Source organism: Acuticoccus sediminis (genome assembly GCF_003258595.1).
Lineage (GTDB): Bacteria > Pseudomonadota > Alphaproteobacteria > Rhizobiales > Amorphaceae > Acuticoccus > Acuticoccus sediminis.
In genome coordinates this window covers 223143-248173 of record NZ_QHHQ01000007.1, presented here as the reverse complement: position 1 = coordinate 248173, position 25031 = coordinate 223143, and the positions used below count along the sequence as shown (strand labels likewise).

General features: G+C 69.3%; 21 protein-coding genes. 10 read left to right on the top strand and 11 right to left on the bottom strand.

Going from position 1 to position 25031, the window contains the following annotated elements; genetic code table 11:
- Nucleotides 1-48: 48 nt before the first annotated feature.
- On the top strand, nucleotides 49-1167 hold the full coding sequence (locus tag DLJ53_RS26900) for a glycosyltransferase (RefSeq protein ID WP_111351163.1): 1119 nt from the start codon (nucleotides 49-51) through the stop codon (nucleotides 1165-1167).
- Nucleotides 1168-1523: 356 nt separating this feature from the next.
- On the opposite strand, the gene DLJ53_RS26895 is transcribed toward DLJ53_RS26900, so the two are convergent.
- Nucleotides 1524-2411 (bottom strand): WecB/TagA/CpsF family glycosyltransferase, encoded by an 888-nt coding sequence (locus DLJ53_RS26895; protein ID WP_111351162.1) that lies wholly within the window; start codon nucleotides 2409-2411, stop codon nucleotides 1524-1526.
- 513 nt (nucleotides 2412-2924) lie between these two features.
- Here DLJ53_RS26895 and DLJ53_RS26890 point away from each other — a divergent pair.
- The 7 genes from DLJ53_RS26890 to DLJ53_RS26860 all read left to right on the top strand — a co-directional run bounded on the left by DLJ53_RS26890 (nucleotide 2925) and on the right by DLJ53_RS26860 (nucleotide 11031).
- Nucleotides 2925-3941 carry an NAD-dependent epimerase/dehydratase family protein gene (locus tag DLJ53_RS26890; protein ID WP_111351160.1) on the top strand — a complete coding sequence of 339 codons (1017 nt, stop codon included), beginning with the start codon at nucleotides 2925-2927 and terminating at the stop codon, nucleotides 3939-3941.
- Between the two features lie 186 nt (nucleotides 3942-4127).
- Complete coding sequence (locus DLJ53_RS35620; RefSeq protein WP_111351159.1) at nucleotides 4128-5528, top strand: sugar transferase; 1401 nt, start codon at nucleotides 4128-4130, stop codon at nucleotides 5526-5528.
- A 36-nt stretch (nucleotides 5529-5564) separates the two neighbouring features.
- A complete protein-coding gene (locus tag DLJ53_RS26880) occupies nucleotides 5565-6614 on the top strand; it encodes a UDP-glucuronic acid decarboxylase family protein (RefSeq protein ID WP_111351157.1) in 1050 nt (349 codons plus the stop codon).
- 414 nt (nucleotides 6615-7028) lie between these two features.
- Complete coding sequence (locus tag DLJ53_RS26875; protein WP_111351156.1) at nucleotides 7029-7229, top strand: hypothetical protein; 201 nt, start codon at nucleotides 7029-7031, stop codon at nucleotides 7227-7229.
- Nucleotides 7230-7517: 288 nt separating this feature from the next.
- On the top strand, nucleotides 7518-8402 hold the full coding sequence (locus DLJ53_RS26870; protein WP_111351154.1) for an NAD(P)-dependent oxidoreductase: 885 nt from the start codon (nucleotides 7518-7520) through the stop codon (nucleotides 8400-8402).
- A 165-nt stretch (nucleotides 8403-8567) separates the two neighbouring features.
- The gene (locus DLJ53_RS26865; protein WP_111351152.1) at nucleotides 8568-9143 is read left to right on the top strand and encodes a TRAP transporter small permease subunit; all 576 of its coding nucleotides are present in this window, start codon (nucleotides 8568-8570) and stop codon (nucleotides 9141-9143) included.
- Nucleotides 9136-11031: a TRAP transporter large permease gene (locus DLJ53_RS26860; protein ID WP_111351150.1), complete on the top strand. Its 1896-nt coding sequence runs from the start codon at nucleotides 9136-9138 to the stop codon at nucleotides 11029-11031. Before DLJ53_RS26865 ends, DLJ53_RS26860 begins: the two co-directional genes overlap by 8 nt.
- 67 nt (nucleotides 11032-11098) lie before the next feature.
- Here the strand turns inward: DLJ53_RS26860 and DLJ53_RS26855 are convergent, their stop codons facing one another.
- From DLJ53_RS26855 to DLJ53_RS26840, 4 genes are all read right to left on the bottom strand, one after another.
- Nucleotides 11099-12199, bottom strand: coding sequence for a TRAP transporter substrate-binding protein (locus tag DLJ53_RS26855; RefSeq protein ID WP_111351149.1), 1101 nt, complete (start codon nucleotides 12197-12199; stop codon nucleotides 11099-11101).
- 133 nt (nucleotides 12200-12332) lie between these two features.
- A complete protein-coding gene (locus DLJ53_RS26850) occupies nucleotides 12333-13484 on the bottom strand; it encodes an alpha-hydroxy acid oxidase (protein WP_111351147.1) in 1152 nt (383 codons plus the stop codon).
- Between the two features lie 3 nt (nucleotides 13485-13487).
- On the bottom strand, nucleotides 13488-14333 hold the full coding sequence (locus DLJ53_RS26845) for a Rossmann-like and DUF2520 domain-containing protein (RefSeq protein WP_111351146.1): 846 nt from the start codon (nucleotides 14331-14333) through the stop codon (nucleotides 13488-13490).
- Nucleotides 14333-15430 (bottom strand): isocitrate/isopropylmalate dehydrogenase family protein, encoded by a 1098-nt coding sequence (locus DLJ53_RS26840; RefSeq protein ID WP_111351144.1) that lies wholly within the window; start codon nucleotides 15428-15430, stop codon nucleotides 14333-14335. The genes DLJ53_RS26845 and DLJ53_RS26840 overlap by 1 nt, the downstream gene beginning before the upstream one ends.
- A 258-nt stretch (nucleotides 15431-15688) precedes the next feature.
- Here DLJ53_RS26840 and DLJ53_RS26835 point away from each other — a divergent pair, with 258 nt between their 5' ends.
- Complete coding sequence (locus DLJ53_RS26835; RefSeq protein WP_111351143.1) at nucleotides 15689-17185, top strand: aldehyde dehydrogenase family protein; 1497 nt, start codon at nucleotides 15689-15691, stop codon at nucleotides 17183-17185.
- Nucleotides 17186-17204: 19 nt separating this feature from the next.
- On the opposite strand, the gene DLJ53_RS26830 is transcribed toward DLJ53_RS26835, so the two are convergent.
- From DLJ53_RS26830 to DLJ53_RS26805, 6 genes are all read right to left on the bottom strand, one after another.
- Nucleotides 17205-18113, bottom strand: coding sequence for a LysR family transcriptional regulator (locus DLJ53_RS26830; protein ID WP_111351141.1), 909 nt, complete (start codon nucleotides 18111-18113; stop codon nucleotides 17205-17207).
- Nucleotides 18114-18346: 233 nt separating this feature from the next.
- Nucleotides 18347-19651: a TRAP transporter large permease gene (locus DLJ53_RS26825; protein ID WP_111351373.1), complete on the bottom strand. Its 1305-nt coding sequence runs from the start codon at nucleotides 19649-19651 to the stop codon at nucleotides 18347-18349.
- A complete protein-coding gene (locus DLJ53_RS26820; RefSeq protein WP_111351139.1) occupies nucleotides 19638-20192 on the bottom strand; it encodes a TRAP transporter small permease in 555 nt (184 codons plus the stop codon). The genes DLJ53_RS26825 and DLJ53_RS26820 overlap by 14 nt, the downstream gene beginning before the upstream one ends.
- Before the next feature lie 55 nt (nucleotides 20193-20247).
- On the bottom strand, nucleotides 20248-21234 hold the full coding sequence (locus DLJ53_RS26815) for a TRAP transporter substrate-binding protein (protein ID WP_111351138.1): 987 nt from the start codon (nucleotides 21232-21234) through the stop codon (nucleotides 20248-20250).
- Between the two features lie 422 nt (nucleotides 21235-21656).
- Nucleotides 21657-22217 carry a PepSY domain-containing protein gene (locus tag DLJ53_RS26810; RefSeq protein ID WP_111351136.1) on the bottom strand — a complete coding sequence of 187 codons (561 nt, stop codon included), beginning with the start codon at nucleotides 22215-22217 and terminating at the stop codon, nucleotides 21657-21659.
- A 63-nt stretch (nucleotides 22218-22280) separates the two neighbouring features.
- Entirely contained in the window at nucleotides 22281-23888 is a 1608-nt protein-coding gene (locus DLJ53_RS26805) for a Na/Pi cotransporter family protein (RefSeq protein ID WP_111351135.1), read from the bottom strand.
- Between the two features lie 826 nt (nucleotides 23889-24714).
- Here DLJ53_RS26805 and DLJ53_RS36445 point away from each other — a divergent pair.
- Nucleotides 24715-24846 carry a hypothetical protein gene (locus DLJ53_RS36445; RefSeq protein WP_280525523.1) on the top strand — a complete coding sequence of 44 codons (132 nt, stop codon included), beginning with the start codon at nucleotides 24715-24717 and terminating at the stop codon, nucleotides 24844-24846.
- The last annotated feature ends 185 nt before the right edge of the window (nucleotides 24847-25031 follow it).

Genomic DNA, 25031 nt, shown 5'->3' with positions numbered 1-25031 from the left:
CCCGGGCGGTGGTGCCGTAACGACATGATGTAACGGGGACATGTGACGATGCGATCCGAGATCGGGCACCCCACCGCCCGGCACTATGTGGCCGGGGGATGCGAGCATGGGGGCGGCATCGGCCGGCTCGTCGGCTACGTGGTCGACAACGCGCCGGCGCGCGGCTGTCACTACGTGACCGACACGCGGGGTCCTCGCTGGTCCGTCATGCGCTCGCCGCCGGTGCTGGCGGTCGCCCTTGCGGAGATGCTGGTCGACCGCGTGCTGCTGCCGAACCGGGTGCATCATCTGCACATCGCCGGCCGCGGCAGCACGGCGCGCAAGGTGATCCTCGGGACCGTCGCGCGGTGGACCGGCTGCCGCCACGTGGTCCACCTCCACGACTACGACTACGCCGGTGATCTCATCCGCCGGCCCGCATGGCAGCAATGGATGATCCGGCGCCTCTTCCGGGGCGCGAACCACGTCATCGTGCTGGGGCGGCGGGACCGGTCGACCGTCGTCGATCTCCTCGGCGTGGAGCCGGCGCGCGTCTCGATCCTGCGCAACTGCGTCCCGGACCCGGGTTCCAGGGAGCGGGACGCTCCCCGCGCCGGCGCGCCCGTCGGCATCGTCTTCCTGGGGCAGCTCGGGACACGCAAGGGAGTACCCGAGCTCCTCGACGCCCTCGCGAGTCCGGTGATGGACAGCGGCAACTGGCACGCGACGCTGGCCGGCGACGGACCGGTCGAGGACTACACCGAGCGTGCCGCCGCGCTCGGCCTGACCTCCCGGGTAAGCCTGCCCGGCTGGCTCGGCGAAGCCGACGCGCGGGCGCTGTGCGCCGGGGCCGACATCCTCGTCCTGCCCTCCCACGGCGAGGGGTTCGCGATGGCGGTCCTCGAGGGTCTGGCCCATGGCCTCGCCGTGGTCACGACCCGGGTCGGGGCGCACGACGAGGTGCTGAAGGACGAGCGCTCCTGCCTGTTCGTGCCGGTCGGCGATGCCAGGGCGCTGGCCAGAGCGCTCGCCCGGCTCGTCGCCGACCCGGCATTGCGCACGCGCCTCTCGGAGGGCGGCCGGACGCTCTTCCTCTCCCAGTTCGGCATCGAGGGTTACGTCATCCGCCTCGAGGACCTGCACCGCACCATCGCGCGCACCGCGGCGCCGGCGTGGAGGACGGTTTGAGCTTCGGACCGACCGAATGAACCGATGCTGCCGCTCATGGCGGCGGCAACCGCCGAACCGCTCGAACGCGGACTGCCTCGATTGGCCCGCGCTCCCGCGGGTCGACGGGCCGCGCGCGACGGCCCTCTTTCCCGGACCGCCGGGAATGACGCTTGCCGGACTGCCGACCATATTGGCGATAGAGCCCACCTGACGCGCAACGAGGCGCTGCGCGCAGCTGGCGCCGCGGGCGCGCCGCCTCGTCGGCAACGCCACCGGCAACGCATCGGCAGGAGCGGATGGCGAAGCAGGTCGAAGCCGGCGACGACGTCGGGATCGGCACGGGCCAGTCCGCAGTCCGGGCGGCGGGATCGAGCTTATTCGGAGGAGATCCGGGGGAGGGGCGCGCCGGAGCGGTGAGTTTCGGCGATCGGGAAGGACTTGAGTCCCAACCGCTGGAGGCTTCGCAGATAGAGGTAGCGCGGCACGACGCGGCCGTAGCGGCGTGCCAGGCGGCGCGGCTCCGACGCGAGGCGGAAGGCCCATTCGAGACCACGCGTCTGCAGGACGCGCGGTGCCTGCCGCTTCCTGCCGGCGTGGAAATCGAACGCGGCACCGACGCCGATCAGCATGGGCGCGCCGAGAAGCGGACGCATCCGCGCCATCCACCGCTCCTGCTTGGGCGTGCTCAGCCCGACCCAGACGATGTCCGCGCCCGAGACGTCGATGGCGGTCGCGACGGCCTCCTCCTCCTCGCCGGTCAGCGGACGGAAGGGGGGCGAGAACGATCCGACGATGCGCGCGGCAGGAGCGATTCGCGAAAGGCCGTCCCGGAGCGCCGCGAGCGTCTCGTCCGTCGCGCCGTAGAGATAGTGCCTCAGGCCGGCGTCCTGTCCGGCCCGCACCAGGGCCGCCATCAGGTCCGGGCCGTAGACCCGGCCAGCATCCTCGTGCCCGGCCTGCCTCAGGGCCCAGACGAGCGGCATGCCGTCGGGCGTCACCAGGAACGCGTCGTTGTGGATCTGCCGAAGCGCCTCGTCGTCGCGGCACTCGATGACGCCGTGCGCACCGCAGACGCAGACATAGCCTCGCTCCCCGGCAGCGACAGCCGCCAGGATGCGCCGCACCGCGCGGCCGAGGTCGAGGGCCGAGACGGCGACACCCAGCACGTTGACCCGGGCGACAGTGGCGGGCGGCACCGACGCCGGGCCACCCGACCGCCGTTCCAGCGGGTGAGCCACGGTCAGCGAATTGATCTCAGCCATCGGAAGCCTCGGCCACTATTCTGCGCGGGCAGTAATCCCCGGCAGGCCCTCCCCTTCCAACGCCTTCAATCGGTCGGCGCGCACTCTGCGCCTCATCCGAAGCGCCACCCTGAGGCCGTGCCCTCCCCCGATCGGACGAACCCGTTCCGCCGTGCGAGCGCGGGACGCACCGAGCGCGCCGGTCGTGGCGGGCGAGACACCCAACCGGTGGTTCCGGCCGGCCGTCCTGCACCCTCCTCCATCCCAAGGCGGGGCGTGGTGCGGCGCACACGTCCGTCCGAGGCACCCGCCCGGGCGGGCTGGCCGATCGGCGGACCGAGTGAGGGAGGCGGCGGCCCTCGCGCGGCGGCGTGGCCCCCATTCGGCGGATGACTGCCCGATCGGCGCTGCCGGCGGACCACATTGGTCAGCTTCGCCACCCGGCCCGCGATGCCATCCTGCCGGGACCTGCTGGGCGGACGGGAGACCGTCGCCGCCCTGCGAGACTCAACCTCTCACAGGACCACTCATCCTATGGCAAGAACTGCACTCGTCCTCGGGGCCGGCGGCTTCATCGGCGGCCATCTGGTCAGGCGTCTCAAGACCGAAGGGTTTTGGGTCCGTGGCGTTGATCTGAAGCACAACGAGTTCAGCCCCAGCGCGGCCGATGAGTTCGTCGTGGGCGACCTGCGCGACCAGGCGTTCGTGCGCTCGTGCATCGATCGACGGTTCATCGAGGTCTACCAGCTCGCGGCCGACATGGGCGGTGCGGGGTACATCTTCACCGGCGCCCACGACGCCGACATCATGCACAACTCGGCGACCATCAACCTCAACGTCCTCGACACGTGCCGGAAGGTCGGCGTCGGCCGGATCTTCTATTCCTCCTCGGCCTGCATCTACCCGGCCGAGAACCAGCAGGACCCGGACAATCCGAACTGCAGCGAGTCCAGCGCCTATCCGGCCAACCCGGACAGCGAGTACGGCTGGGAGAAGCTGTTCTCCGAGCGGCTCTACATGGCCTATGGCCGCAACTACGGCATGACCTGCCGCGTTGCCCGCTATCACAACATCTTCGGTCCCGAGGGCACCTGGGACGGCGGCAAGGAGAAGGCGCCGGCCGCCATCTGCCGCAAGGTCGCCGAGGCGCAATCCGGCGAGGACATCGAGATCTGGGGCGACGGCCGGCAGACGCGCTCGTTCCTCTACGTCGACGAGTGCGTCGAGGGCACGGTGCGGCTCCTGCGCTCGAACTACGCCTACCCGGTCAACATCGGTTCGGAGGAAATGATCTCCATCGGTGCGCTCGCCCGGCTGGTGATCGGGATCTCCGGCAAGGATCTCGGCATCCGCCACATCGCCGGGCCCGAGGGCGTGCGCGGGCGCAACTCGCACAATGCCCTCATCCGCAAAACGCTGAAATGGGCGCCCAGCCAGACGCTCGAAGCCGGTCTGCGGGCCACCTACAGCTGGATCGACGACCAGGTGGCGGCGCGCAAGATCGTGGCGCTCGCCTCGCCGAAGGCCGCGCGGCGGGCCGCCGGCCTGTGATCCCGCCGTCGGCGTCCTGCGCGGGCGGCCCCGGCCGACGCTGCGCCCGCAAGGGCTGCGCCGTCGTCCGCCCGCCCTCGTGCAGACGCTGATGCATCCACCCCGCCCATACGCCGCCCCGCCTCCCGGATCGGGCCGGTCGGGCCGGTGGAACCGTCCGTACCGCGTCACCGGTGAGAAGCGCCTATGACCGACACGTACTCCGAGCCCTTCGACGGCGACCCTCACTTAAAGAGTGCCGTGGCCACCGCCGCCCCCCGGCCCGCCTGGATGATCGCGATAGCGACGGCAGGGCGCGGGAGCGGCCCGGTCCTGTGCTTCGTCGCAACGGCGCTCGCGGACGCGGCGGCCTTCACCGCGGCCGGCATCCTGGTCCTGGCGGTGCTTCAGGGGCTCGGCCTCGCCGCGTCCGGTCCGCTGATGGCCCTGACCGCGGTCGTGGCGATCCTCCTGCGGGCGGCCTGCGGGCTCTACCCCGGGTACCGCCTGACCCACGAGGAGGTGGTCCGGCGTCGCGTCCTCACCGCGCTCGTGGCCGGCGCCACGGCGACGGTGGCCGGCGTGCTGCTCATCGGGGTCGGCGCCAACGCCGTCGTCGCGGTCGCCGCGCTCCTCGTCCTAGCGGGTGCCCTCGCCATCGTGCTCGACACGGCGGTCTGCCGCGGACTGCGCCGGCTCGAGATCTGGGGCACGCCGGTCGAGATCGCGGCGAGCCCGGACCGTGCCGCCGCCGTCGCCGCCTTCCTGCGCGCCAACTGGCGCTGCGGCCTGGTCCCGGCGGCCAATGGCCGCGCTGCGGCGACCCTGATCCTCGCGGGCGATACGCTCCCCTCCACCGGCGAAGTGCGCCGACTGCGCAGCGCCTACGACGAGGTGATCGTTCTCGCCGACCTGCCGCGCCTGCGCCTTGCCGGGCTGCAGCCGGGCGACCTCAAGTCCGAGATCGGCCTGCGCCTCGCCGGACGACCCGCGCACGCCTACCCGGGCAAGCGCCTCTGCGACCTCGCGATCGCCATCCCGGCGGCCGTGCTGGCGGCACCGCTGGTGCTCCTCGCGGCGGTCGGGATCGCCATCGTCGACCCCGGCCCGGTGTTCTACCGGCAGACCCGCGAGGGACTGGGCGGTCGGCCGATCCGGGTCCTGAAGCTGCGCACCATGTACCGTGACGCCGAAGCCATCCTCGACGGGCTTCTCGCCCGCGATCCCGCGGCGCGCGCGGAGTGGATGATGCACTTCAAGCTTCGCCGCGACCCGCGCGTCCTGCCGGTGGTCGGGCACCTGCTGCGCGCGTCGAGCCTCGACGAGCTGCCGCAGCTTCTCAACGTCATCGCCGGGGACATGAGCATCGTCGGCCCGCGCCCGTTCCCGGACTACCACCTCGCGGCGATGCGGCCGGACTTCCGCGCCAAGCGCGCCACCGTGGTGCCGGGCCTCACCGGCCTCTGGCAGATCTCCGATCGCAGCGACGCCGACGTCGCGACCCAGGAGCTCCTCGACGAATACTACATCGATAACACCGACTTCTGGTTCGACATTTCGATCATCCTGAGAACGTTCGCCTCGCTTTTACGGTTACGCGGCGTCTGACGTCGGACCCGCTGCTGAACAGAAGGATTCAGAGTCATGACACGGCAGAAGACCATCCTCGTCACCGGCGGGGCCGGCTTTCTCGGGTCGTTCCTGTGCGAGAGTCTCGTCGCCGACGGTCACTCCGTCATCTGTCTGGACAATTTCCACACCGGCGCGCGCGAGAAGATTGCTCACCTGATGGACGAGGAGAACTTCGAGCTCGTGTGGCACGATGTGACCGTGCCGGTCCACGCCGACGTCGACGAGATCTACAACCTCGCCTGCCCGGCCTCGCCCGTCCACTACCAGTCGGACCCGGTCAAGACGGTGAAGACGAACGTGATGGGCGCGCTCAACGCACTCGAGCTCGCCCGGCACACGCAGGCGAAGGTCTTCCAGGCGTCCACCAGCGAGATCTACGGCGACCCTGCGGTCCATCCGCAGGACGAGACCTACTGGGGCAACGTCAACTCGATCGGCCCGCGATCCTGCTACGACGAGGGCAAGCGCTGCGCCGAGACCCTCTTCTACGACTATCACCGGCAATACGGCCTCGAGATCCGCGTGGCTCGCATCTTCAACACATACGGGCCGCGGATGAACGCGGACGACGGCCGCGTCGTCTCCAACTTCGTCCTCCAGGCGCTGAAGAACGAGCCGGTGACGCTCTACGGCAACGGCATGCAGACACGCTCGTTCTGCTACGTCGACGATCTGATCAGGGGGATCCGCGCGCTGATGGACCACGAGCCCGGCGTGCTGCATCCGGTCAACCTCGGCAACCCGGTCGAGTTCACGATGCGGGGGCTGGCGGACCTGGTGCTGGAGCTGACCGGCTCGCGGTCCGAGCTCGTCTTCCGCCCCCTGCCGCAGGACGATCCGCGCCAGCGCAGACCCGACATCACCCGCGCCACCGAGGCGCTCGGCTGGCAGCCCGAAGTGCCGCTGCGCCGCGGGCTGGAAAAGGTGATCGACTACTTCGACGGGGTCCTCTCGCGCCGTCCTGCGCGCGTCGAGGTGCCGGCCGCGTTGACGGCACGGCCTCCCCTCGCGGTCCGGCGCCGGGCGAACGGCGGCGCGGCCGTCGGACCGCTCGCCCTGTAGGGCCCCGACCTTCGACAACATCGCCTGATCCGCGAGACACGGACCGGCGCTGGAGCTTGCCCTCGCCCGGTGCTCCAGCGCCGTTCCATGCCGCTCGACCGCTCTCATCGGCTCCGGACCGCGGGTCGTCCGGACCGATGCACCCCGCCCCGGGATCGCTCCGGAGGGTCGCTCCGGCGGCCCGCTCGCCCGCCTCGAACCGTTCGCGGACCCGCGGACGCAGGGCGGGGGCCGCGCCGGACACGAGGTCCGGTCTGATCCGCATCAGCCGAAGGGATAGCGCGGGACACCAACAATGGTGCTTCCGAACCCGGCCCCACGCGTCGACAATCTTCGGCAAGATACTGCAGTTCAGAGATAGATATGCATCCAACCTTCGGTATATCTATTGCGCGACATGGATGCCGATGGCTGATGAAAGTCGTCGACGACGATCTTACCCTTGATCATCCGGAGCCATACTTCGGATTGGAGATCCTGCCCGACGCCGTCGTGCGACGGATCGCCTTTTCATCCTTCGACGACGGGATGTTCTGGCTGTACTCCGGCGGCGATCACTCTCTTACGTACTGCGATATCTCCTTCGGTGACCCCGAGCCTCCCAAGGGGCACTGACGGATCCATCCCGCACCGAAACGGCCGCGCCGCCAGCGCCGGATCAACGGCCCGCGGCGCCACCATCCCCTGCCGGCCCGACGCTCACGGCGTGCTTGCGGCAAATGGCGCATCGCGGCGCGGCGGGCCGGCGCACACGGGTTCGATCAAAAAAGTCGAACACCGCGTCAGAAAATGCTCCTTGCGTTTTGCGCAGAGTGCCGGCCGAACTGCGCGACGCTCGCCCGTTGCGGCGAGGACAAGAACACGCACGGCCACCTGCCAGCGGTGGCCGGGGAGGAGTGAAGCATGGACGTTGGGATTATCGGTGTCGGCATGATGGGGCACGGAATTGCCCGCAATGTCATGATGCGTGGCAAGTTCAAGCTCAGCTTCCTCGACCACCCCGGCAACCAACCCGTCGACGAGCTCCTGTCCCTCGGCGCCACCCGCTGCGCGACGCCGCGTGACGTGGCCGCCGCGTCGGACGTCATCATCCTGTGCGTCACCGGTTCGGCCCAGGTCGAGGCCGTGCTCACCGGACCGGACGGCGTCCTCGCCGCACTCCGCCCCGGCGCGATCGTCGTCGACTGCTCCACCTCGCTTCCCCAATCCACCCTCGCGATGGCCGGACGCGTCACCGAGGCCGGCGGCGCCTTCATCGACGCGCCGATGACGCGCACGGTCCAGCACGCCCACGACGGCGTCCTGAACCTTCTCGTCGGCGGCGACGCTGCCGTGCTCGCCAAGGTCAAGCCGGTGCTGGAGTCCTTCACGGAGCGTGTCGACCACGTCGGCGATCTCAGCGCCGGCCATCGCATGAAGCTGCTGCACAACTTCGTCGCGGTAGGCTTCATGTCCCTGCTGGCGGAGGCGGCGGCGCAGTCGGCCGACGCCGGCATCGACCCGCAGGTCTTCGTCGACGTGCTGGCCCACGGCGGTGGCGGCGGCACGGCGCTCGACCGGCTCTCGCCGTTCATCACCCGGGGCGACGCATCCGGCATTCCGTTTGCGATCAGCAACGGCTTCAAGGACATCGGCTACTACCGCACCATGGCCGAGCAGGCCGGCGCGCAGCACACCATCGCGGACGGCGTCCTCGCCGCGCTGGACGCGGTCGTCGCCGACGGCAAGGGCGCGTCGCACCTCCCTCTGCTCGTCGAGCTCTTCCGTCGGACGTCCGTCACCGCGTAAAGGGAGCGCCGGAACGGGCGGACGCCCGGTCCGAGCATCGGCTGCATCCGAAAGGTTGGAGCGCGCGTCCCGTGCCGCCCGGCATCGGGGCGTTCCCGTCTTGGCGCCACCGCGCCGCTGGACGGGCGCGCGGGTGTCCAACCATGCCGACATGGAGGGGGAAGAATGCGAGGATTGCTCGCACTGTCGCGTGTGATCGACAGGATAAACGCGCTGATCGGCCAGAACGTGTCGTGGCTGATCCTCGTCGCGGTGCTGGTCAGCGCCGGCAACGCGATCGTGCGCAAGGCATTCGACATGTCGTCGAACGCCTGGCTCGAGCTGCAGTGGTACCTGTTCGGCACCGTCTTCATGCTGGCCGCCGCCTACGCCCTCCAGCGCAACGACCACGTGCGGATCGACATCCTCGCCGGCCGCTTCACGAAGCGCACGCGGGACTGGATCGACCTCTTCGGCCACGTCGTCTTCCTGGTCCCGTTCGCCTCCCTCATCGTCTGGCTCTGCGTCCCCTGGTTCCTGCGTTCCTTCACCTCGGGCGAGCACTCGTCGAATGTCGGCGGCCTCATCATCTGGCCGGCCAAGCTGATGGCACTCCTGGGGTTCTCCCTCCTCCTGCTCCAGGCCATATCGGAGATCGTCAAGCGCATCGCCGTCATCCGCGGCCTGATCGACGACCCGCTCCTCGAGGCGCACGACCCGGCCGAACTCGCCGCCGGTGGCGAGAGCATGCCCCATGATTGAGTTCATTGCGCACAACCTCGCGCCGATCATGTTCGTCTCCGTGATGGCGATGCTGCTGCTCGGCTATCCGGTGGCGTTCACGCTCGCGGCGGGCGGGCTGATCTTCTTCGTCATCGGCGTCGAGCTATCCAGCATCTCCAACGAGATCCGCCTGTTCTGGACGCTGCTCCAGTCCCACCCGGAGCGGATCTACAGCGTGATGTACAACGACACGCTGCTGGCGGTGCCGTTCTTCACGTTCATGGGCATCCTCCTCGAACGAACGCGCATGGCCGAGGAGCTGCTGGAGACGATCGGCCAGCTCTTCGGGCCGGTGCGCGGCGGCCTCGCCTTCGCCGTCATCCTGGTCGGCGCGCTGCTCGCGGCGACCACCGGCGTCGTCGCCGCGTCTGTGATCGCGATGGGGCTGATCTCGCTTCCGATCATGATGCGCTACGGCTACGACCGCCCGCTCGCCGCCGGCACCATCGCCGCCTCCGGCACGCTGGCGCAGATCGTGCCGCCGTCGCTGGTCCTCATCGTCATGGCCGACCAGCTCGGCCGGCCGGTGGGCGACATGTACGCGGGCGCGCTCTACCCGTCGCTGATCACGGTAGGGCTCTACTGCGCCTACATCGCCTTCCTGGCGGTCTTCCGGCCGCACCTCGTCCCGGCGCTGCCGCCGGAGGGGCGCACGCTGGGCGGCGGGGTCTGGTCGCTGCTGGCCCTTGTCATCGTCGCCGTCGGCCTGTGCTACGCGAGCTACTACCTCCTCTACGCCGGCATGCGCTACGAGCCGCGCTTCGTCGCCGCGTGCGTGACGGGGACGCTCGCCGCCTACCTCTTCAGCCTCGCCAACCGGCACTTCGGGCTCGGCATACTCTCACGCCTCGCCGAGCAGGTGGTGATCGTCCTGATCCCGCCGCTGACGCTGATCTTCCTCGTGCTCGGCACGATCTTCCTCGGCATCGCGACGCCGACGGAGGGCGGCGCGATGGGGGCGACGGGAGCGCTTATCCTCGCCATCGCCAAGCGGCGCCTGTCGCTCGACGTCCTCAAGCGCGCGCTCGACTCCACGACGCGGCTGTCGGCGTTCGTGATGTTCATCCTCATCGGCGCGCGCGTCTTCGGACTGACCTTCTACGGCATCAACGGCAACGTCTGGGTCGAGGAGCTGATGCTGTCGCTGCCGGGCGGCGCGACGGGGTTCCTCGTCACCGTCACGATCATGATCTTCATCCTGGGCTGCTTCCTGGATTTCTTCGAGATCGCCTTCATCGCGTTGCCGCTGCTGGCACCGATCGCGGACAAGCTCGGCATCGACCTGATCTGGTTCGGCGTCATCCTCGGCATCAACCTGCAGACCTCGTTCCTGTCGCCGCCGTTCGGCTTCTCGCTGTTCTTCCTGCGCTCGGTGGCGCCGAAGGATCCGTGGCGGGACAAGGTCACCGGCGCACTGATGCCGCCGGTGAAGACGCTTGAGATCTACAAGGGCGTCGTGCCGTTCATCCTGATGCAGTTCGCGATGATCGCGCTGGTGATCATCTTCCCGGGACTGGTGATGCACTACAAGGACGTGCCGCCGCCGGTCACCGTGCCGCAGGAGATGCAGGCGCCGCTTCCGGCCCTGGAAGGGATCGGCGAGCCGTCCGCGAGCGCGCCGTCCCCCGGTCCGGGCGGCCTGCCGCCCCTCGAACTCCCCGGCGGCCCGCCCATCGGCGGCGGAGACGCGGCGGGCGACCTTCCCGGCCTGCCGGGCCTGGAGCCGCTGGCACCGCCGACGGTCGGCGGCCCCGCCCCGGGCGGCACATTGGCCCCGGCCCCCGGCGAGCCGCCGGCGCCGGCGGGCGGGAACGACGGCACGCTTCCCGGCCTGGAACCCATCGCGCCGCCCGTGTTCGGCCAGTAGAGCCGGCCGGCGGACACAAAAAAAGCCGGGGCGATTGCCCCGGCTTTTTCGTTCGTCGCGTCGGCGGTCAGGCCTTGTCCCAGCCCTTCTGGCGGGCGATGTAGCGCGAATAGTCGAAGTAGAAGTCGGAGATCGACAGGAACGTGTCGCTCTCCGCGAGGAAGGCGCTCAGGCTGTCGTAGAGCGTCTTGAACTTGGGATTGGCGGCGGACATCTCCGCGTACATCGCCATGGTCTCCTTGTACCCGGCCTCGATGATGTCCTGCGGGAACGGGCGGAGCTGGGCACCGGCCGCGATCAGCCGCTTCAGCGCGGCGGCGTTGCCCGCATCGTACTTGGTGAGCTGGTTCGCGGCCGCGACGCGCGTCGCCGTCGCCAGCGCGGTCCGGTAGGACTCCGGCAGCCCTTCCCACTGGCCCTTGTTGATGAAGAAGCTGAGCTCGGCCTGCCCCTCCCAGAACCCGGGGTAGTAGTAGTACGGCGCCACCTTCACGAAGCCGAGCTTCTCGTCGTCGTAGGGACCGACGAACTCGGCCGCGTCGATCACGCCACGCTCCAGCGAGGGGTAGATGTCACCCGCCGCGAGTTGCTGTGGCACCACGCCGAGACGCGCCAGCACCGCGCCACCGAGGCCGCCGATGCGCATCTTGAGGCCCTTGAGGTCGGCGAGGGACTTGATCTCCTTGCGGTACCAGCCGGCCATCTGCGTGCCGGTGTTGCCGCCGGGCAGGTGGTAGACGCCGTAGGGCTCCAGGAACTCGTTGAACAGCTCCTGGCCGCCGCCGCGGTAGATCCAGGCATTGTACTGCCGCGCGTTGCCCATCCACGGCATCGCCGTGCCGAACGCGAAGGCGGAGTCCTTGCCGGTGTAGAAGTAGGCGGCCGACTGGCCCATCTCGACAGTGTTGTCGCCGACCGCGTCCATCACCTGCAGCGGCGGCACCAGCTCGCCGGCGGAGTAGACCTGGATCTTGAACTTGCCCTCGGTGATCGTCTCGACGATCTCGGCGAGATCCTTGGACGCGCCGAAGATGGTGTCGAGCGAGGTCGGGTAGCTCGACGCGAGCCGCCAGGTCACCTCCGGCTGCGACTGGGCGATCGCCGGAGCGGCGAGCGTGGTGCCGACGGCCGCGATGGCACCGCCGGTCAAGAGTTGACGTCTATCCATGATGGGATCCTCCCGTCTTGTTTGTTGATTTATCTGCCGGTTAGGCAAGTTCGGGTTCAATGCGTTAGCATTGATGCCTGCGTTGCGCGAGAGCGTATGCGCGTGGGGTCATCGTCGGCCGGCGGAGCGTCTATCATCGCGCCGCCGGGGCAAGCAGATCGGCGCCGATGCCGCGATAATCGGGCGTGCCCGCCAGCATCATGCCGTTGCGGATCTCGTCGAGCAGGATGTCCAGCACCCGGCCGACGCCCGCCTCCCCCGCCGTGACGCCGTAGATCGCCGCGCGGCCGACCGCCGAGATCGTCGCACCCGCGGCGCGGGCCTTGATGATGTCCATCCCGCGGCGCACGCCCGAGTCGATGACGAGCGGCACGTCGGGCCCGACCGCGGCTCGGATCGCCGGCAGCGCGTCGATACTGGCGACGGCGCTGTCGAGTTGGCGGCCGCCGTGGTTCGAGACCCAGATGCCGTCCGCCCCCGCTTCGACGAGCGCCTTCGCCTCCGCCGCGTCCAGCACGCCCTTGACGTGGAGCGGCCCCTTCCAGGCATCGCGCAGGCGGCGGATGCCGTCGAACGTCATCGCCGAATCGAGGTCCCGCGCCGCGCGGGCGGCGATGGTGAGGCCGCTGTCGGCCGCGCCCGCATAGCCGCGCACGTTGGCAAAGTCCGGCTTGCCGCCGGCGAGGAAGCGCATCGCCCAGCCTGGCCGGCTCATCCCTTCCATGAGGTGCCGCACGGTCAGACGCAGCGGGATCGACATGGCGTTGCGTGCGTCACGCTCGCGCTTGCCGGCGGCCTTGAGGTCCACGGTGACGACGAGCGTCTCGAACCCCGCCCCGGCCGCGCGGCGCATCAGGTCGAAATTGAAGTCGTAGTCGCGGAAGGGGTAGAGCTGGAACCAGAGCGGGCCGTCGACCGCGCGCGCCATGTCCTCGATCGCGGTCGTCGACATGGTGGAGAGCGTGTACGGCAACCCCCGCGCCGCCGCGGCGCGAGCGATCGCGAGATCGGCCTGGGGGTAGGCGAGCATGCACGAGCCCATCGGCGCGATCGCCAGCGGCGCCGGCAGGGTGCGCCCGTCGATCGCCATGGTGAGGTCCGGCGCCGAGACGTCCGTCATCATCCTCGGAACGAGGCGCAGTCGATTGAAGCCCGAGCGATTGTCAGCGAGCGTCAGCTCGTCCACCGCGCCGCCGTCGATGAACTCGAAGATCGACTTCGGCAGGGTGCGGCGTGCAAGGGCGCGGGCATCTTCCACCGAAATGACACGGTCGAGGCGGGCCATCGTTCAATCCTCCTCGGGGTGCCGGATGCGGGTGGAGCCTGAATGCTTCAGCCGCCGCGCCATCACGCTGAGGCTCTCGTAGGCCTGCCCGGCTTCGGGGTTCCAGTCGGCCACCGCCTGGTGCTGGCGGGTGACCACGTCCCAGTCGTTGCGGGAGGCGGGGCCGGTGAGCGCGGCGGCCGGCCCCATCGCGAGGACATTCTCCACCGTCGGCCGCAGGATGGCCGCGTGGAGGTCCTCCAGAATGTCCGCCGGGACGCCGCTGTCGGCCCACGCCTCGCGGCCCAGCGCCTGCAGCACGATGGCGAAGTTGTTCGCCATGACCGCTGCGCCGTGATAGAGCGCCTTGGTCTCCGAGCGGATCGGGAAGCAGCGCGCGCCGATCCCCTCCAGCAGCGGGCGCACGGTGGCGAGCGCGGTCTCGTCACCCTCGATCCCGCAGTAGCTCCCCGGAAACTGTGTCACCGCGACGGCCGGATCGGCGAAGGTCAGCACGGGATGCGCGCTGGCGAGCGACCACCCCCTGGCACCGAGCGGCGCCAGCGCCTCCGAGGACAGGAACCCACTGCAGTGGACCGCGATGGCCGGCCCTGGCGCCGACCGGGCCAGGGCTTCGGCGACCGCGGTGATCTTCGTGTCGGACACGGTGATGAACCAGACGTCGGCGGCGCGCATCTCGCCGAGCGTGGTGGCGCGGCCGGCGCCGATCGCCTCCGCCGCGCGTTCCGCGCTCTCGAGGCTGCGGGCCGCGATGTCCTGCACCGTGTGCTGCCCAGCCTCGACCAGTCGCCGGAAGATCGTCTGCCCGACCCGCCCCGGGCCGACGAGGTTGAGCGTCAGCGCTGCCATCAGGCCATGCCCGCCACTTTGCCGACCAGGATGTCCATTACCTCGCCGGTCGACAGCTTGCCCTTGAGGTCGGGTGTCATGTGCCCCTCGGCCAGACCTTCCGCCGCGGCGGTCCTGATGCGGCCGGCGGCGGCGAGAAGGCGGTCGTCACCGTTGCCGTGGCCGAGCCAGTCGAGCATCTCGGCGGCGGACAGGACCATGCCGTAGGGGTTGGCGACGCCCTTCCCGGCGATGTCCGGCGCCGACCCGTGCGAGGGCTGGAACAGCCCATTGCTGACTCCCACCTCCGCCGACGGCGCGAGGCCGAGGCCGCCGATGGTCGCGGCCGCGAGGTCCGAGATGATGTCGCCGAACATGTTCTCCGTCACGATCACGTTGTAGTGGCTCGGGCGCAGGACGAGATGCATCGTCATCGCGTCGATGATGGCATACTCGGTCTCGATGTCGGGATAGTCGAGGGCCACCTCGTCGAACACCTGGCGGAAGAAGGCGTAGGACCGCAGGACGTTCGCCTTGTCGCAGCAGGTGACGCGGCGCACGCCGTCCGACGGCGCCCCCTTCGACTGCTGCGCAAGCTCGAACGCCTTGCGCACGATCCGCTCGATGCCCTTGCGCGTCTGGACCAGCGGATCGACGGCCATCTCGCCCCGCAGCAACGACCCTGCGCCGCGCGCGGCGTAGAGCCCCTCGCTGTTCTCGCGCACGACGATGTAGTCGATCTCGCCCGCCTTCACCCCGGCGAGCGGACAGGCGACGCCCTCGTAAAGGCGGATCGGCCGGATGTTGGCGTAAAGATCCAGCGTGAAGCGGTTGACCAGCGTGAAGTCGAGGCCGACCTCGGTGCCGTCGGGATGCACCACGCCGGGGATGCCGGCCGCGCCGTGAAGGATCGCGTCGGCCGCCGCGCAGGCCTTTCGGGTGGCCTCGGGGAAGCCGTCGCCCGTCGCCTGGAAGTGCTCGGCACCGGCGGGATACTCGCTCCAGTGCATGAGGCCGTCCTGGCGCAGCGCCGCGTCGACGAGGCCGAGGGCCGGGCGGCAGATCTCCGGCCCGATCCCATCTCCATGAACGACGGCGATCTCGTAACGATCCTTCAAGGAATCCCCCTCCCCCGGTATGCGCATCGGCGCAGCGTCTCGTTGCGTGCAGGGCGGCCGGACCGACCGGGACGGGGCCCGGGTCCGGGCCTCCCGAATGGTGCCGGCGCGGTCCTGCGGCATGGCGCGCGCTCACGATGAAGGATCGTGCAAATCGGCGACGCGGCACAGCCGGTTTTCCTGAACACCCGGTGAGGATTCCTGGTTTGCTGCCGCCTAAAGAATGGTCAACCTTGCACAGGTTTTGGAGACGACCCGATGACGTTCAACTTCGATCCGCGCGCGATCGCCCGCTCCCTCTATGCCGGCGAGTTCCGTCCCATGTTCATCGGTGGCCGATGGATCGGCGCACGGTCGGACGAGGTCCTCGCGGTAACCGATCCGGCCTCGGGCCAGCCCCTCGCGAGCGTGCCCCGCGGCGGCGCGGCGGACATCGACGACGCCGTGAAGGCCGCGCGCGCGGCGTTCGAGGGCGAGTGGTCGACCTTCACACCGTACGACCGGCAGTGCCTGCTGCTGCGCATCGCCGACATGTTCGAGGAACGCTGGAACGAGCTCTGCGTCTCCGACACGCTGGACATGGGCCTGCCGCTCGCGCGCACGCTCGGCAACCGCCGCCGCGTCATCGGCATGCTGCGCTTCTACGCCGGACAGGCGACCGCGCTGCACGGCGACACCATCAGCAACTCCGTCTCCAACGATATCGTCACCTTCACCCGGCGCGAGCCGGTCGGCGTGGTCGGGGCGATCATTCCGTGGAACGCGCCCACGGCCGCGTCGATCTGGAAGATCGCGCCGGCCCTCGCGACGGGCTGCACCGTGGTCCTGAAGCCGTCCGAGGAAGCGCCGCTGACGCCGCTGCTGATCGCGAAGATCATGCAGGAGGCCGGCACCCCGGACGGCGTGGTGAACGTCGTGACCGGCACCGGCGCCGAGGCCGGCGCCGCCCTCGCCTCCCATCCCGACGTCAACAAGATCGTCTTCACCGGCTCGACCGCGACCGGGCAGACGATCGCCCGCGCCGGCGTCGACAACCTGAAGCACGTGTCGCTGGAGCTCGGCGGCAAGTCGCCGATGATCATCTGCCGCGACGCCGACCTCGAGAAGGCGGTCCCGACCGCCGCGATGGCCGTGTACGCGCACTCCGGCCAGATCTGCATCGCCGGCTCCCGCCTCTTCGTCGACCGGGCGATCCACGGCGAGTTCCTCGAGCGGCTGGCGGCTTACGCTGAGGGCCTGCGCCTCGGCCACGGGCTCGACTCGGACACCGACCTCGGCCCGCTCATCAACGCCCCGCAGGCGGCGAAGGTCGAGACCTACATCGCCTCGGCCCGGAGCGAGGGCGCCGAGCTCGTCACCGGTGGGGCCCGTCTCGCCGGCGCCGCCTACGACGGCGGCAACTTCATCGCCCCGACCGTCTTCGGCGGCGTGCGGGACGAGATGACCATCGCGCGCGAGGAGATCTTCGGGCCGGTGATCTCGGCGATGCCGTTCGATACGCTGGACGAGGCCGTCACGCGCGCCAATGCCACGCCGTACGGCCTCGCCGCCGGCGTCTTCACCAGGGACCTCGGCACCGCGCACAAGATGGTGAAGCGGCTCAAGGCGGGCTCCGTCTGGGTGAACATGTACCACGCGATCGACCCGGCGGTGCCGTTCGGCGGCGTGAAGATGTCCGGCTACGGCCGCGAGGGCGGCACCGAGCACGTCGGCGAATACCTGGAGACCAAGGCGGTCTGGATCCAGACCGCCTGACACGGCACCGCGCGGCGCGCTAGCTCCAGCTCCGGTCGAGCGCCTGGAGGTCGGAGCGGATCAGGTCGATAAGCTGGCCGGAGAAGTTGTGGTGGACGTGGCCGCGCGCCGTCACGATCCCCACCATGCGGTAGGCCATCGGGTGGTCGAGCGGAACGATGACGGTGTCCGGTGCGGGGTGCCCCCACACCGACATCCGCGACAGCAGGCAGATCCCCAGCCCCGCGGAGACGAACGAGAGCGCCGAGTGCGCGCTTTCGACCTCGTAGCGCAGGTCGAGCCTGACATCCGCCTCGGCCGCGAGTTGGTCGATCAGCCCCCGCAGCGAGCTCTTGTGGTTGAGCGCGATGTGCGGAAAGCTCTCCAGATCGCCGAAGCGGAACGTGGTTTCCCCGCTGTGCAGCGCCTTGGGGACGCAAGCGACGATCTTGTCGGCGATCACCGGCTCGAAGCTGACGTCGTTCGCGCCCGCCGCCTCCGGCCCGATGAAGAGTTCCACCTGCTGGTCGCGGATGAGGCCGAGCGCGGTCGCGGTGGACGCCTCGACGACTTCGACGATGCTGCGCGGGTAGCGCAGCTTGAAGGTCGCGAGGATCCGACCGAGCCGGCTCGCCGCCAGCGAGGGGACGCACGCGATCCGCACCTTCGTGCGCCGGCGGGCCGCCACGTCCTTGATCTGGTCGAGGCTCGCCTCGACGTGCTCGATCGCCTGGGCCACCTGGTCGTAGAGGATCTGCCCGTCGGGCGTCAGGCTGATCGTGTGCGCCGACCGGTTGAACAGCGCGATGCCGATCTGCGCCTCCAGGTCGCGGATCTGCATGCTGACGGCGGATGGCGAGCGGTTCGAGGCGTCGGCGGCCTTGCGGAAGCTCCCGTGCTCGACGGCAAGGACGAAGGTCTGCAGGAGTTTGAGGTTGATGTTCGCCATCGCGCGCGGCGATCTCCTCCGGAACGTCAATGGCGTCGGGCCGGCGCCCTCTCGGCCGTGCCGTGACGGGCGCGAACCGCGCCGCCGTGGCATCGGGCAACCTTCCTTGTGCTGGAGCGAACGCGCAATAGCAACGCCGCCGGCCCCGCGCCACCGACGAGCGCACCCCGCGAGAGTGGCGGCGCGGCCCCGCCGAACGAGGCCGCTCCGGGTGCGCCCGGCCGCCGGCGCAACTAGCCGACGAAGCGCGGCATGAGCCAGCGGGGCAGCGCGAGGATCACGTCGGGGAACAGGACGATGAACAGCAGGACCGCGATCATCGCGGACAGGATGATCGCCACATCCCTCAGCGCCTGCACCATCCGGATCTCGCCGATGGCGCTCGCGATCAGGAGGCACAGGCCGTAGGGCGGCGTGACCAGACCGAACGCCAGCGAGACGACGCCGATGATCGCGAAGTGGATCGGATGCATGCCGACGTCCTGCGCCACCGGATAGAGCACGGTGCCGAGGATGATGATCGCGGGAATGGCGTCGATGAACATGCCCACGATCAGGAACGCCAGCGCGATCAGGATGCCGGTCTCGGTCAGCCCCGCGCCCCACGTCGCCATCTCGTTGACCAGCGCCTGGGGGATCTTGAAGTACGCCAGGATCCAGCCGAAGGCCGACGCTGTGCCGATGCAGAACAGCGAGATCGCCGCGAAGCGCGCCGAGTCGTAAAGCACTACCGGCAGCCGGCGCAGCGTGATCGTGCGGTAGACGAGCATCCCGAGGATCAGCGAGTAGATCACCGCGATCACCGACGCCTCGGTCGGCGTGAAGAAGCCGCCGACGATGCCGCCGATGATGATCGCCGGTGTCGCCAGCGGCAGCAGCGCGGCGAGGAGCGCCCGCAGGAACTCGCGCGCCGTCGCCCGCTGGTACACCGGATAGCCGCGCCGGATCGCGTAGATGTAGACGATCCCCATCATCGACGCCGCGATCAGCAGGCCGGGGAGGATGCCGGCGAGGAAGAGCCCGCCGATCGAGACCGACATCAGCCCGCCCCAGACGACCATGAGGATCGACGGCGGGATGACCACCCCCATCACCGACGAGCACGCGGTGACGGCGACGGCGAAGCTGGAGTCGTACCCCTCCTTCTTCATCTGCGGGATGAGGAGCGAGCCGATCCCGGCCGCGTCCGCCGTGGACGAGCCGGAGATGCCCGCGAACAGCATCGAGACGAGGACGTTGATGTGCCCGAGCCCGCCCGGCAGGTGCCCGACCGTCACCCGCGACAGGTCGACGAGGCGCTGCGTGATGCCGGCCGAGTTCATCAGGTTCGCCGCCAGCAGGAAGAACGGCACGGCCAGGAGCACGAACGAGTTGTAGGACCGGAACATCTGGTCGAACAGCAGGCTCGGCGTCAGCCGGTCGGAGATGAAGAAGACGGGCACGCACGCCAGCCCCAGCGAGAAGGCGACGGGAACGCGCAGGATCACGAGCACGACGAACGTGCCGAACAGGATGGCGGCAACCTCAGCGGGGGACATCGACATGCTCCACGGCCTCGAGATCGCCCGAGCGCCGGATCGGATCATAGGGAGGCAGGGCCACCGGCCCCATCCGCACGTACCGGACGTCGCGGACGATCTTCTCGATCAGAAACACCAGCCATACGGCGCCCACGAGTGGCCAGGCGATGTAGATCGTCACCATCGGCAGCTCGGCGATCTCGGACGTCTGCATCAGCCCCTGATTGACGAACGGCCGGCCGTACCAGAGGAACGCGACCGCCAGCCCCGCCATCGCGAGGTGCCGGACGAGCTTGGAGAGTCCGAGTGCCCGCGCGGTTTCCGGGACCGGCAGCAGGTCGACGTCGAAGTGGGTGTCGTCGCGGACGGCGATCATGGAGCCGACCATGATCATCCAGACGAAGCAGAACCGAGCGAGCTCCTCGGTCCAGATGAAGCGCGGGACGAGGCCCGTGTAGCGCGACAGGACCTGCATCGTGACCGGCACGATGAGGGCCGCGATCAGCAGCGTGATCGCGACCTTGAGCGCCACGTAGAGAAAGTCGAGGAACCGGATCATGGCGAGACCACGCGGACGGCCGGCGGCACGCCGCCCGTCCGCTCGTGTCCGCTCGTTACTGGATCGCGTTGATCCGTTCGAGGGTCTCCGTCGCGCCGAGTTCCTCGGCGTAGGCGCGCTTCACAGGCTCTGCGAGCTCGAGCAGCTTCTCGCGCTCCTCGAAATCGTAGGTCGTGAGGAGGCCCTTCTCCTCCATCGCCTTGAGCTTCTCTGAATCCTGCGTCGACTCGATTTCGCGGCCGTACTTGCCGGCCTCGGCCCCCGCCTCGCGGACGCAGGCCTGCAGCGCCTCGGGCAGGCGACGCATGGTCTTGCCGGAGAACCCGATGGGCCGAACGGTGATGGCGTGCTGCGTCTTGGAGATGTGCGGCCCGACCTCGTAGAACTTCATCTGCTCGATGCCGGCGGCCTCGTTCTCCGCCGCGTCGATGACCCCGGTCTGGATGGCGTTGTAGACCTCGTCGTAGGCGATGACGGACGGGGCGGCGTTTACCGCGTCGAAAATCCGCGTCTGGATCGGGGCGCCCATGACGCGCATCGGCAGGCCCTTGAGGTCCTCCATGGTGCGCACGGGGCGGTTGACGATGAGGTTGCGCGTGCCGCCGCCGGCATAGCCGATCAGCTCCACGTCCGCGCGCTTCGACACGTCCTCGGCGATCGGCGCCAGGCCGTCCTGCTCGAGCACCTTGTTCCAGTGGTCGATGTCACGGAACAGGAAGGGCATGTCCATCAGCGGCGCCATCTTGGAGTAGGTGGACATGTGGCTCGGCGAGACGATCGCGTAGTCCACCGAGACGCCCTGGGACATGAAGTTGAAGTAGTCCTTCTCCAGGCCGAGTTCGGAATTTTTGTGCAGCACGAAGGTGACGTCGCCGTCGTAGCAGTCGCCGACCAGCTCTTCGAACTTCACGAGTGCCTTGGTGAAGGCGTGCTCGTCACCGAACTGCGAGGCGCCGTGCAGTTCGATCGCGTCCTGTGCCTGCGCCGCCCCAAAGGGCAGAGCGGCGGCCGCGAGCGCAATAGCTGCGATGACACGTTTCATTGGTATCCCTCCCCTGGCCCGATCTTTTGCCGAGCCTTTCATCCGTTCTTGAAGAACGTGTCCGGTCATTATGCTGACGGATCGCGCGATGCGAAAGGGGGAATACCTTCGTAGGTCTCGGCGGACACATGGGGCCGCCGGCATGATCTTGTCCGTTCCAGTCATTCCGCCAAGGGTTTAGCGTCATAACGCGGCCCGGATGTCGTTTGTACACCGTGCGACTGAGGACTGTCCTGTCAGGCGGCGCGTCCCCGGTCGGACATCGACGCCATGGAGACGAAAGGACCGGGCGCGCGACGGGCGCGGATCATGCGTTCGACCGGCAGCGGGCGGATGCCCGGCCGGTCGAAGCCGTTCGGCGGGGTCTGCCTTCGCGACCCCTGTCGTCGGACGGCCGGCGGGCCGCCGGCCTCAGACGGGCATCAGTCGTCGGCGGTGACCATGCCGGTCGCCGGGTCCAGCGTCATGTCCTTCTCGCCGTCCGCGGTGTCGACCTCCAGCTCGTAGACGAGCTTGCCGTCCTCCTCGTCTAGCTCGAGGCTGGTGATCTTGCCGCCGGCCTCGGTCTCCGCCTTCGCGACCGCCTCGATCAGGGTCCCGCTGATGCGCTGGCTGTCGGTCAGGCTGTCCTTGTCGAACCAGCTCCGCCAGGTCCCTTCGATGACCTTCTTGTCGGTGGAGATCACCGCGCCGGTCATGGCGTTCACCTTCACTTCCTGGACGGTTTCGCCGGTCGCGATGTCGATCTCCCAGATCTCCTCGCCACCCTCGTTTTCCAGCTCGGCCTCGAGGATGCCGCCATCGACGCTGGCCTTCGCCGCTTCGATCGCCGCGGCGATCCCGATCCGCCCGTCGGTCGTGGCGGTGGCATCGGCGGTGGCAGCAGGCGTCGTCGCGGGGGCGGGAGCCGCGGTCTGCGCGACGACGAGGGACGGCAGCGCCAGGAACGAGGCGGCGAAGATGGTGGTCCGGATCAGAGCCATTTTGGGTACTCCTCACGAATTTCGTTGAGGACAGAACTCGCCAGAAGGCATTCCGTTCGTGTGCTACGATGCCTCAGGCAGCAGCGGATAGGCCACCGCCGTCAGGTGCGAGTTGATCCGCTGCAGCTCGCGCAGAAGGTCGAGGTGGATGCGCGAGGACGCGATGCTGCTCGTCACGCCGCTCGACAGGCGCAGTGCGTGCCGGCGCTGCGAATCCAGCGTGTGGCTGCGAAAGCGGCGCTTGGCCGCGACCAGCTCCTCGGCGCGGTGGGGATCGCGCGACAGGAAGACGGCCTGCGCATAACGGAAGATGTCGCTCAGCTCGGCCGTGAGCCCCTCGATCTCCCGCGCCCCGGCCGGCGAGAAGTCGAGCCCCGCCTTCCGCTTGCGCTTCGCGAGGTCGATGATGTTGCGCGTGATGATGTCGCCGACATGCTCGAGGTGGGTGACGAACTCGAACAGCTCGAACCACTGCCGCCGCTCGTCGTCGTCCAGCTCGTCGAGCCGGATCGAGGCCATGTAGAGCGTCACTTCGCGGTAGAGCCGGTCGACGTCGTCCTCCAGCGACTTGATCCGCGCGTCGGCGTCGCCGTGCCAGAACAGCTCCGAGATGCCGCCCACCATGTCGTAGACGATGTGGGCGACGCGCGCCGCCTCGTTGGCGATGTTGATGAGCGCCGTGCCCGGGTGGCGGACGTCCTCCGGCGCGAGGAAGATGTGGCTCGCCGCCCGGCCCCCCTCCGCGACACGCTTCGGGGCCGCCCGCCGGACCAGCGCCGCGATGATGCCGACGAACGGCAGCAGGGCGACGGCCATCGCGACGTTCAGGGCGAGGTGCGCGAGGATGACGTGACCCGCGGCGAACCGTACCGCCGCGAGATCGCCGATGCCGGGCGCGGCGAGGACCAGGGCGCCGACCGCCACCGCGGCGATCCGCATCGCGAAGGCGGCGACGAGCAGTTCCCGCGCCGGCCCGGCGAGCGTCCAGCCGGATACCAGCGCCGGCAGTGCCGACCCCGCGTTGACGCCGACCACCATCCACAACGCCGCCTCGGGCGGAAGGCCCCCGCCACCGGCGAGATGCGCGATCATCAGGATCGCGGCGATGGACGAGTGCATCAGCCAGGTCGCGAGCGCGGCGACGAGGACGAGTGCCGCCGGATAGGTGCTGGCGATGCGGATGATGTCCGCTGCGTCCTCGTTCGCTCCCAGGATCGCCGTCGCCGTCGACATCAGCGACAGGGACGTCAGGATGAAGGCGAGGCCCAGTATGATGCGCCCGACGTGCTTGCCGCGCCGCTCCCGCGCCACGCTGAACGTGATGTAGCCGGCCACGAGGAGGACCGGCGCCAGCAGGGCGACGTCGACGTTCAGGACCGCCGCGGCGAGGCTCGAGCCCACCTCCGCGCCGAGCGCCGCCGCGAGCCCCGCCGGCAGAGCGAGCACCCCGCCGGCGTAGAAGCTCGCCGCCATCAGGCGCACGGCGGTCGAGGACTGCAGCGCGAAGGCGACGGCGGCGCCGACACCGAACGCGCCGGTCCGCCGCCCGGTGAGCATCGCGACGTGAGCTTCGATCCGTGGTCCGAGGAGCCGCTCGACACCTGTCCGGACGGTGCGGATGCCCCAGAGAAGCAGGGCCACCGCGCCAGCGAGATGAGCGAACGTCTCCAACCTAGACCCCCAATCGTTGTTCCGCGACCGACGCGAGAATACGCAATAAGTGCGCTAATTTCTCATCAAATATGACAGCCGAAGGAGCGGACCAGCCCCCCTGCCCGCCATCTCGCCCACCGGTCGGACGCCTCCCGCCGATCGGATGGCGACAGGCATCACGCCGGGGTCGCGACCGACGCAAAACCCGATCGTCTGACGGCGCCCGGCGGACGCACTCTCGCAAAAGATTCCAGGTGGGAGATGTCGGGCGGGGTTCTGGAAGTCCCCTGTTTCCACGGAGGAACCCGGAGCCATTCGATGGATCGGGTTCGGGATCGCGACCGAGGCGATCGGCGGCGATCTCGCCTCGGCGCGCCCATCGGAGCGCCCAAGATTCTCGTGCTTCCGGGAGGATTGGCCCGCAGGACGTGTCGTCCAACGTCCTCGGCACGATGGACTACACGCCGCCCAACATCGCGCGGATCGCCGAGGAAGCATGACCGACCACTATGCCGGGCCGGGCTGTACGGCAGGCCGGGCGGCGCTCCCTGCGGGTCAACACCCCATCCACGCCGAGCGTGGGCCAGCCGGGATCGGCCCTCGGTCTCCGGGCGACCGAGCCGACGCTCTCAGAGGCGCTCGAGCAGATCGGTTGCCGCACCGGCGATTTCGGCAAGTCCCCCTCGGTGACCCGATCGGGCAGCTGCCGGCAGGTCCACCGACCACCAGCCGGGGCAGGATCATGGCTGCATGATGCGGCGCGCCCCTTTCGCGGCACACCTGCAAGGGGCGGCGTGCGCGTCGTCGCGATGGTCGTCCGGCCGGGGTGCTGACAGCCGGGCGAGTGCCAAGCGGCATCGAGGTCCATCAGGACATGGTCGCGACGCTGGCCGCTACCATGGAGGTCGAGGACGTGAACGGCGGAGTCATGGCGGAACGGCAGCAGTGTACCGATGGCGTGACCGGCCTCGCCTGATGGAACGGCGAGGAGGATGCCTCGAGCCGCACCCACATCCAGGCACGCTAACCGGGCAACGCCGTGGTGCGCATGCCTCTCTTACGAGGCTGCCAGCCTGGTTCTCAGCCGCAGAGGCCGGACTGCCGGTGCTAAGGCGCAGGTACCGAAGATCGCGCGGCCGTGTCGGCCGAAGAAGGGCGCGG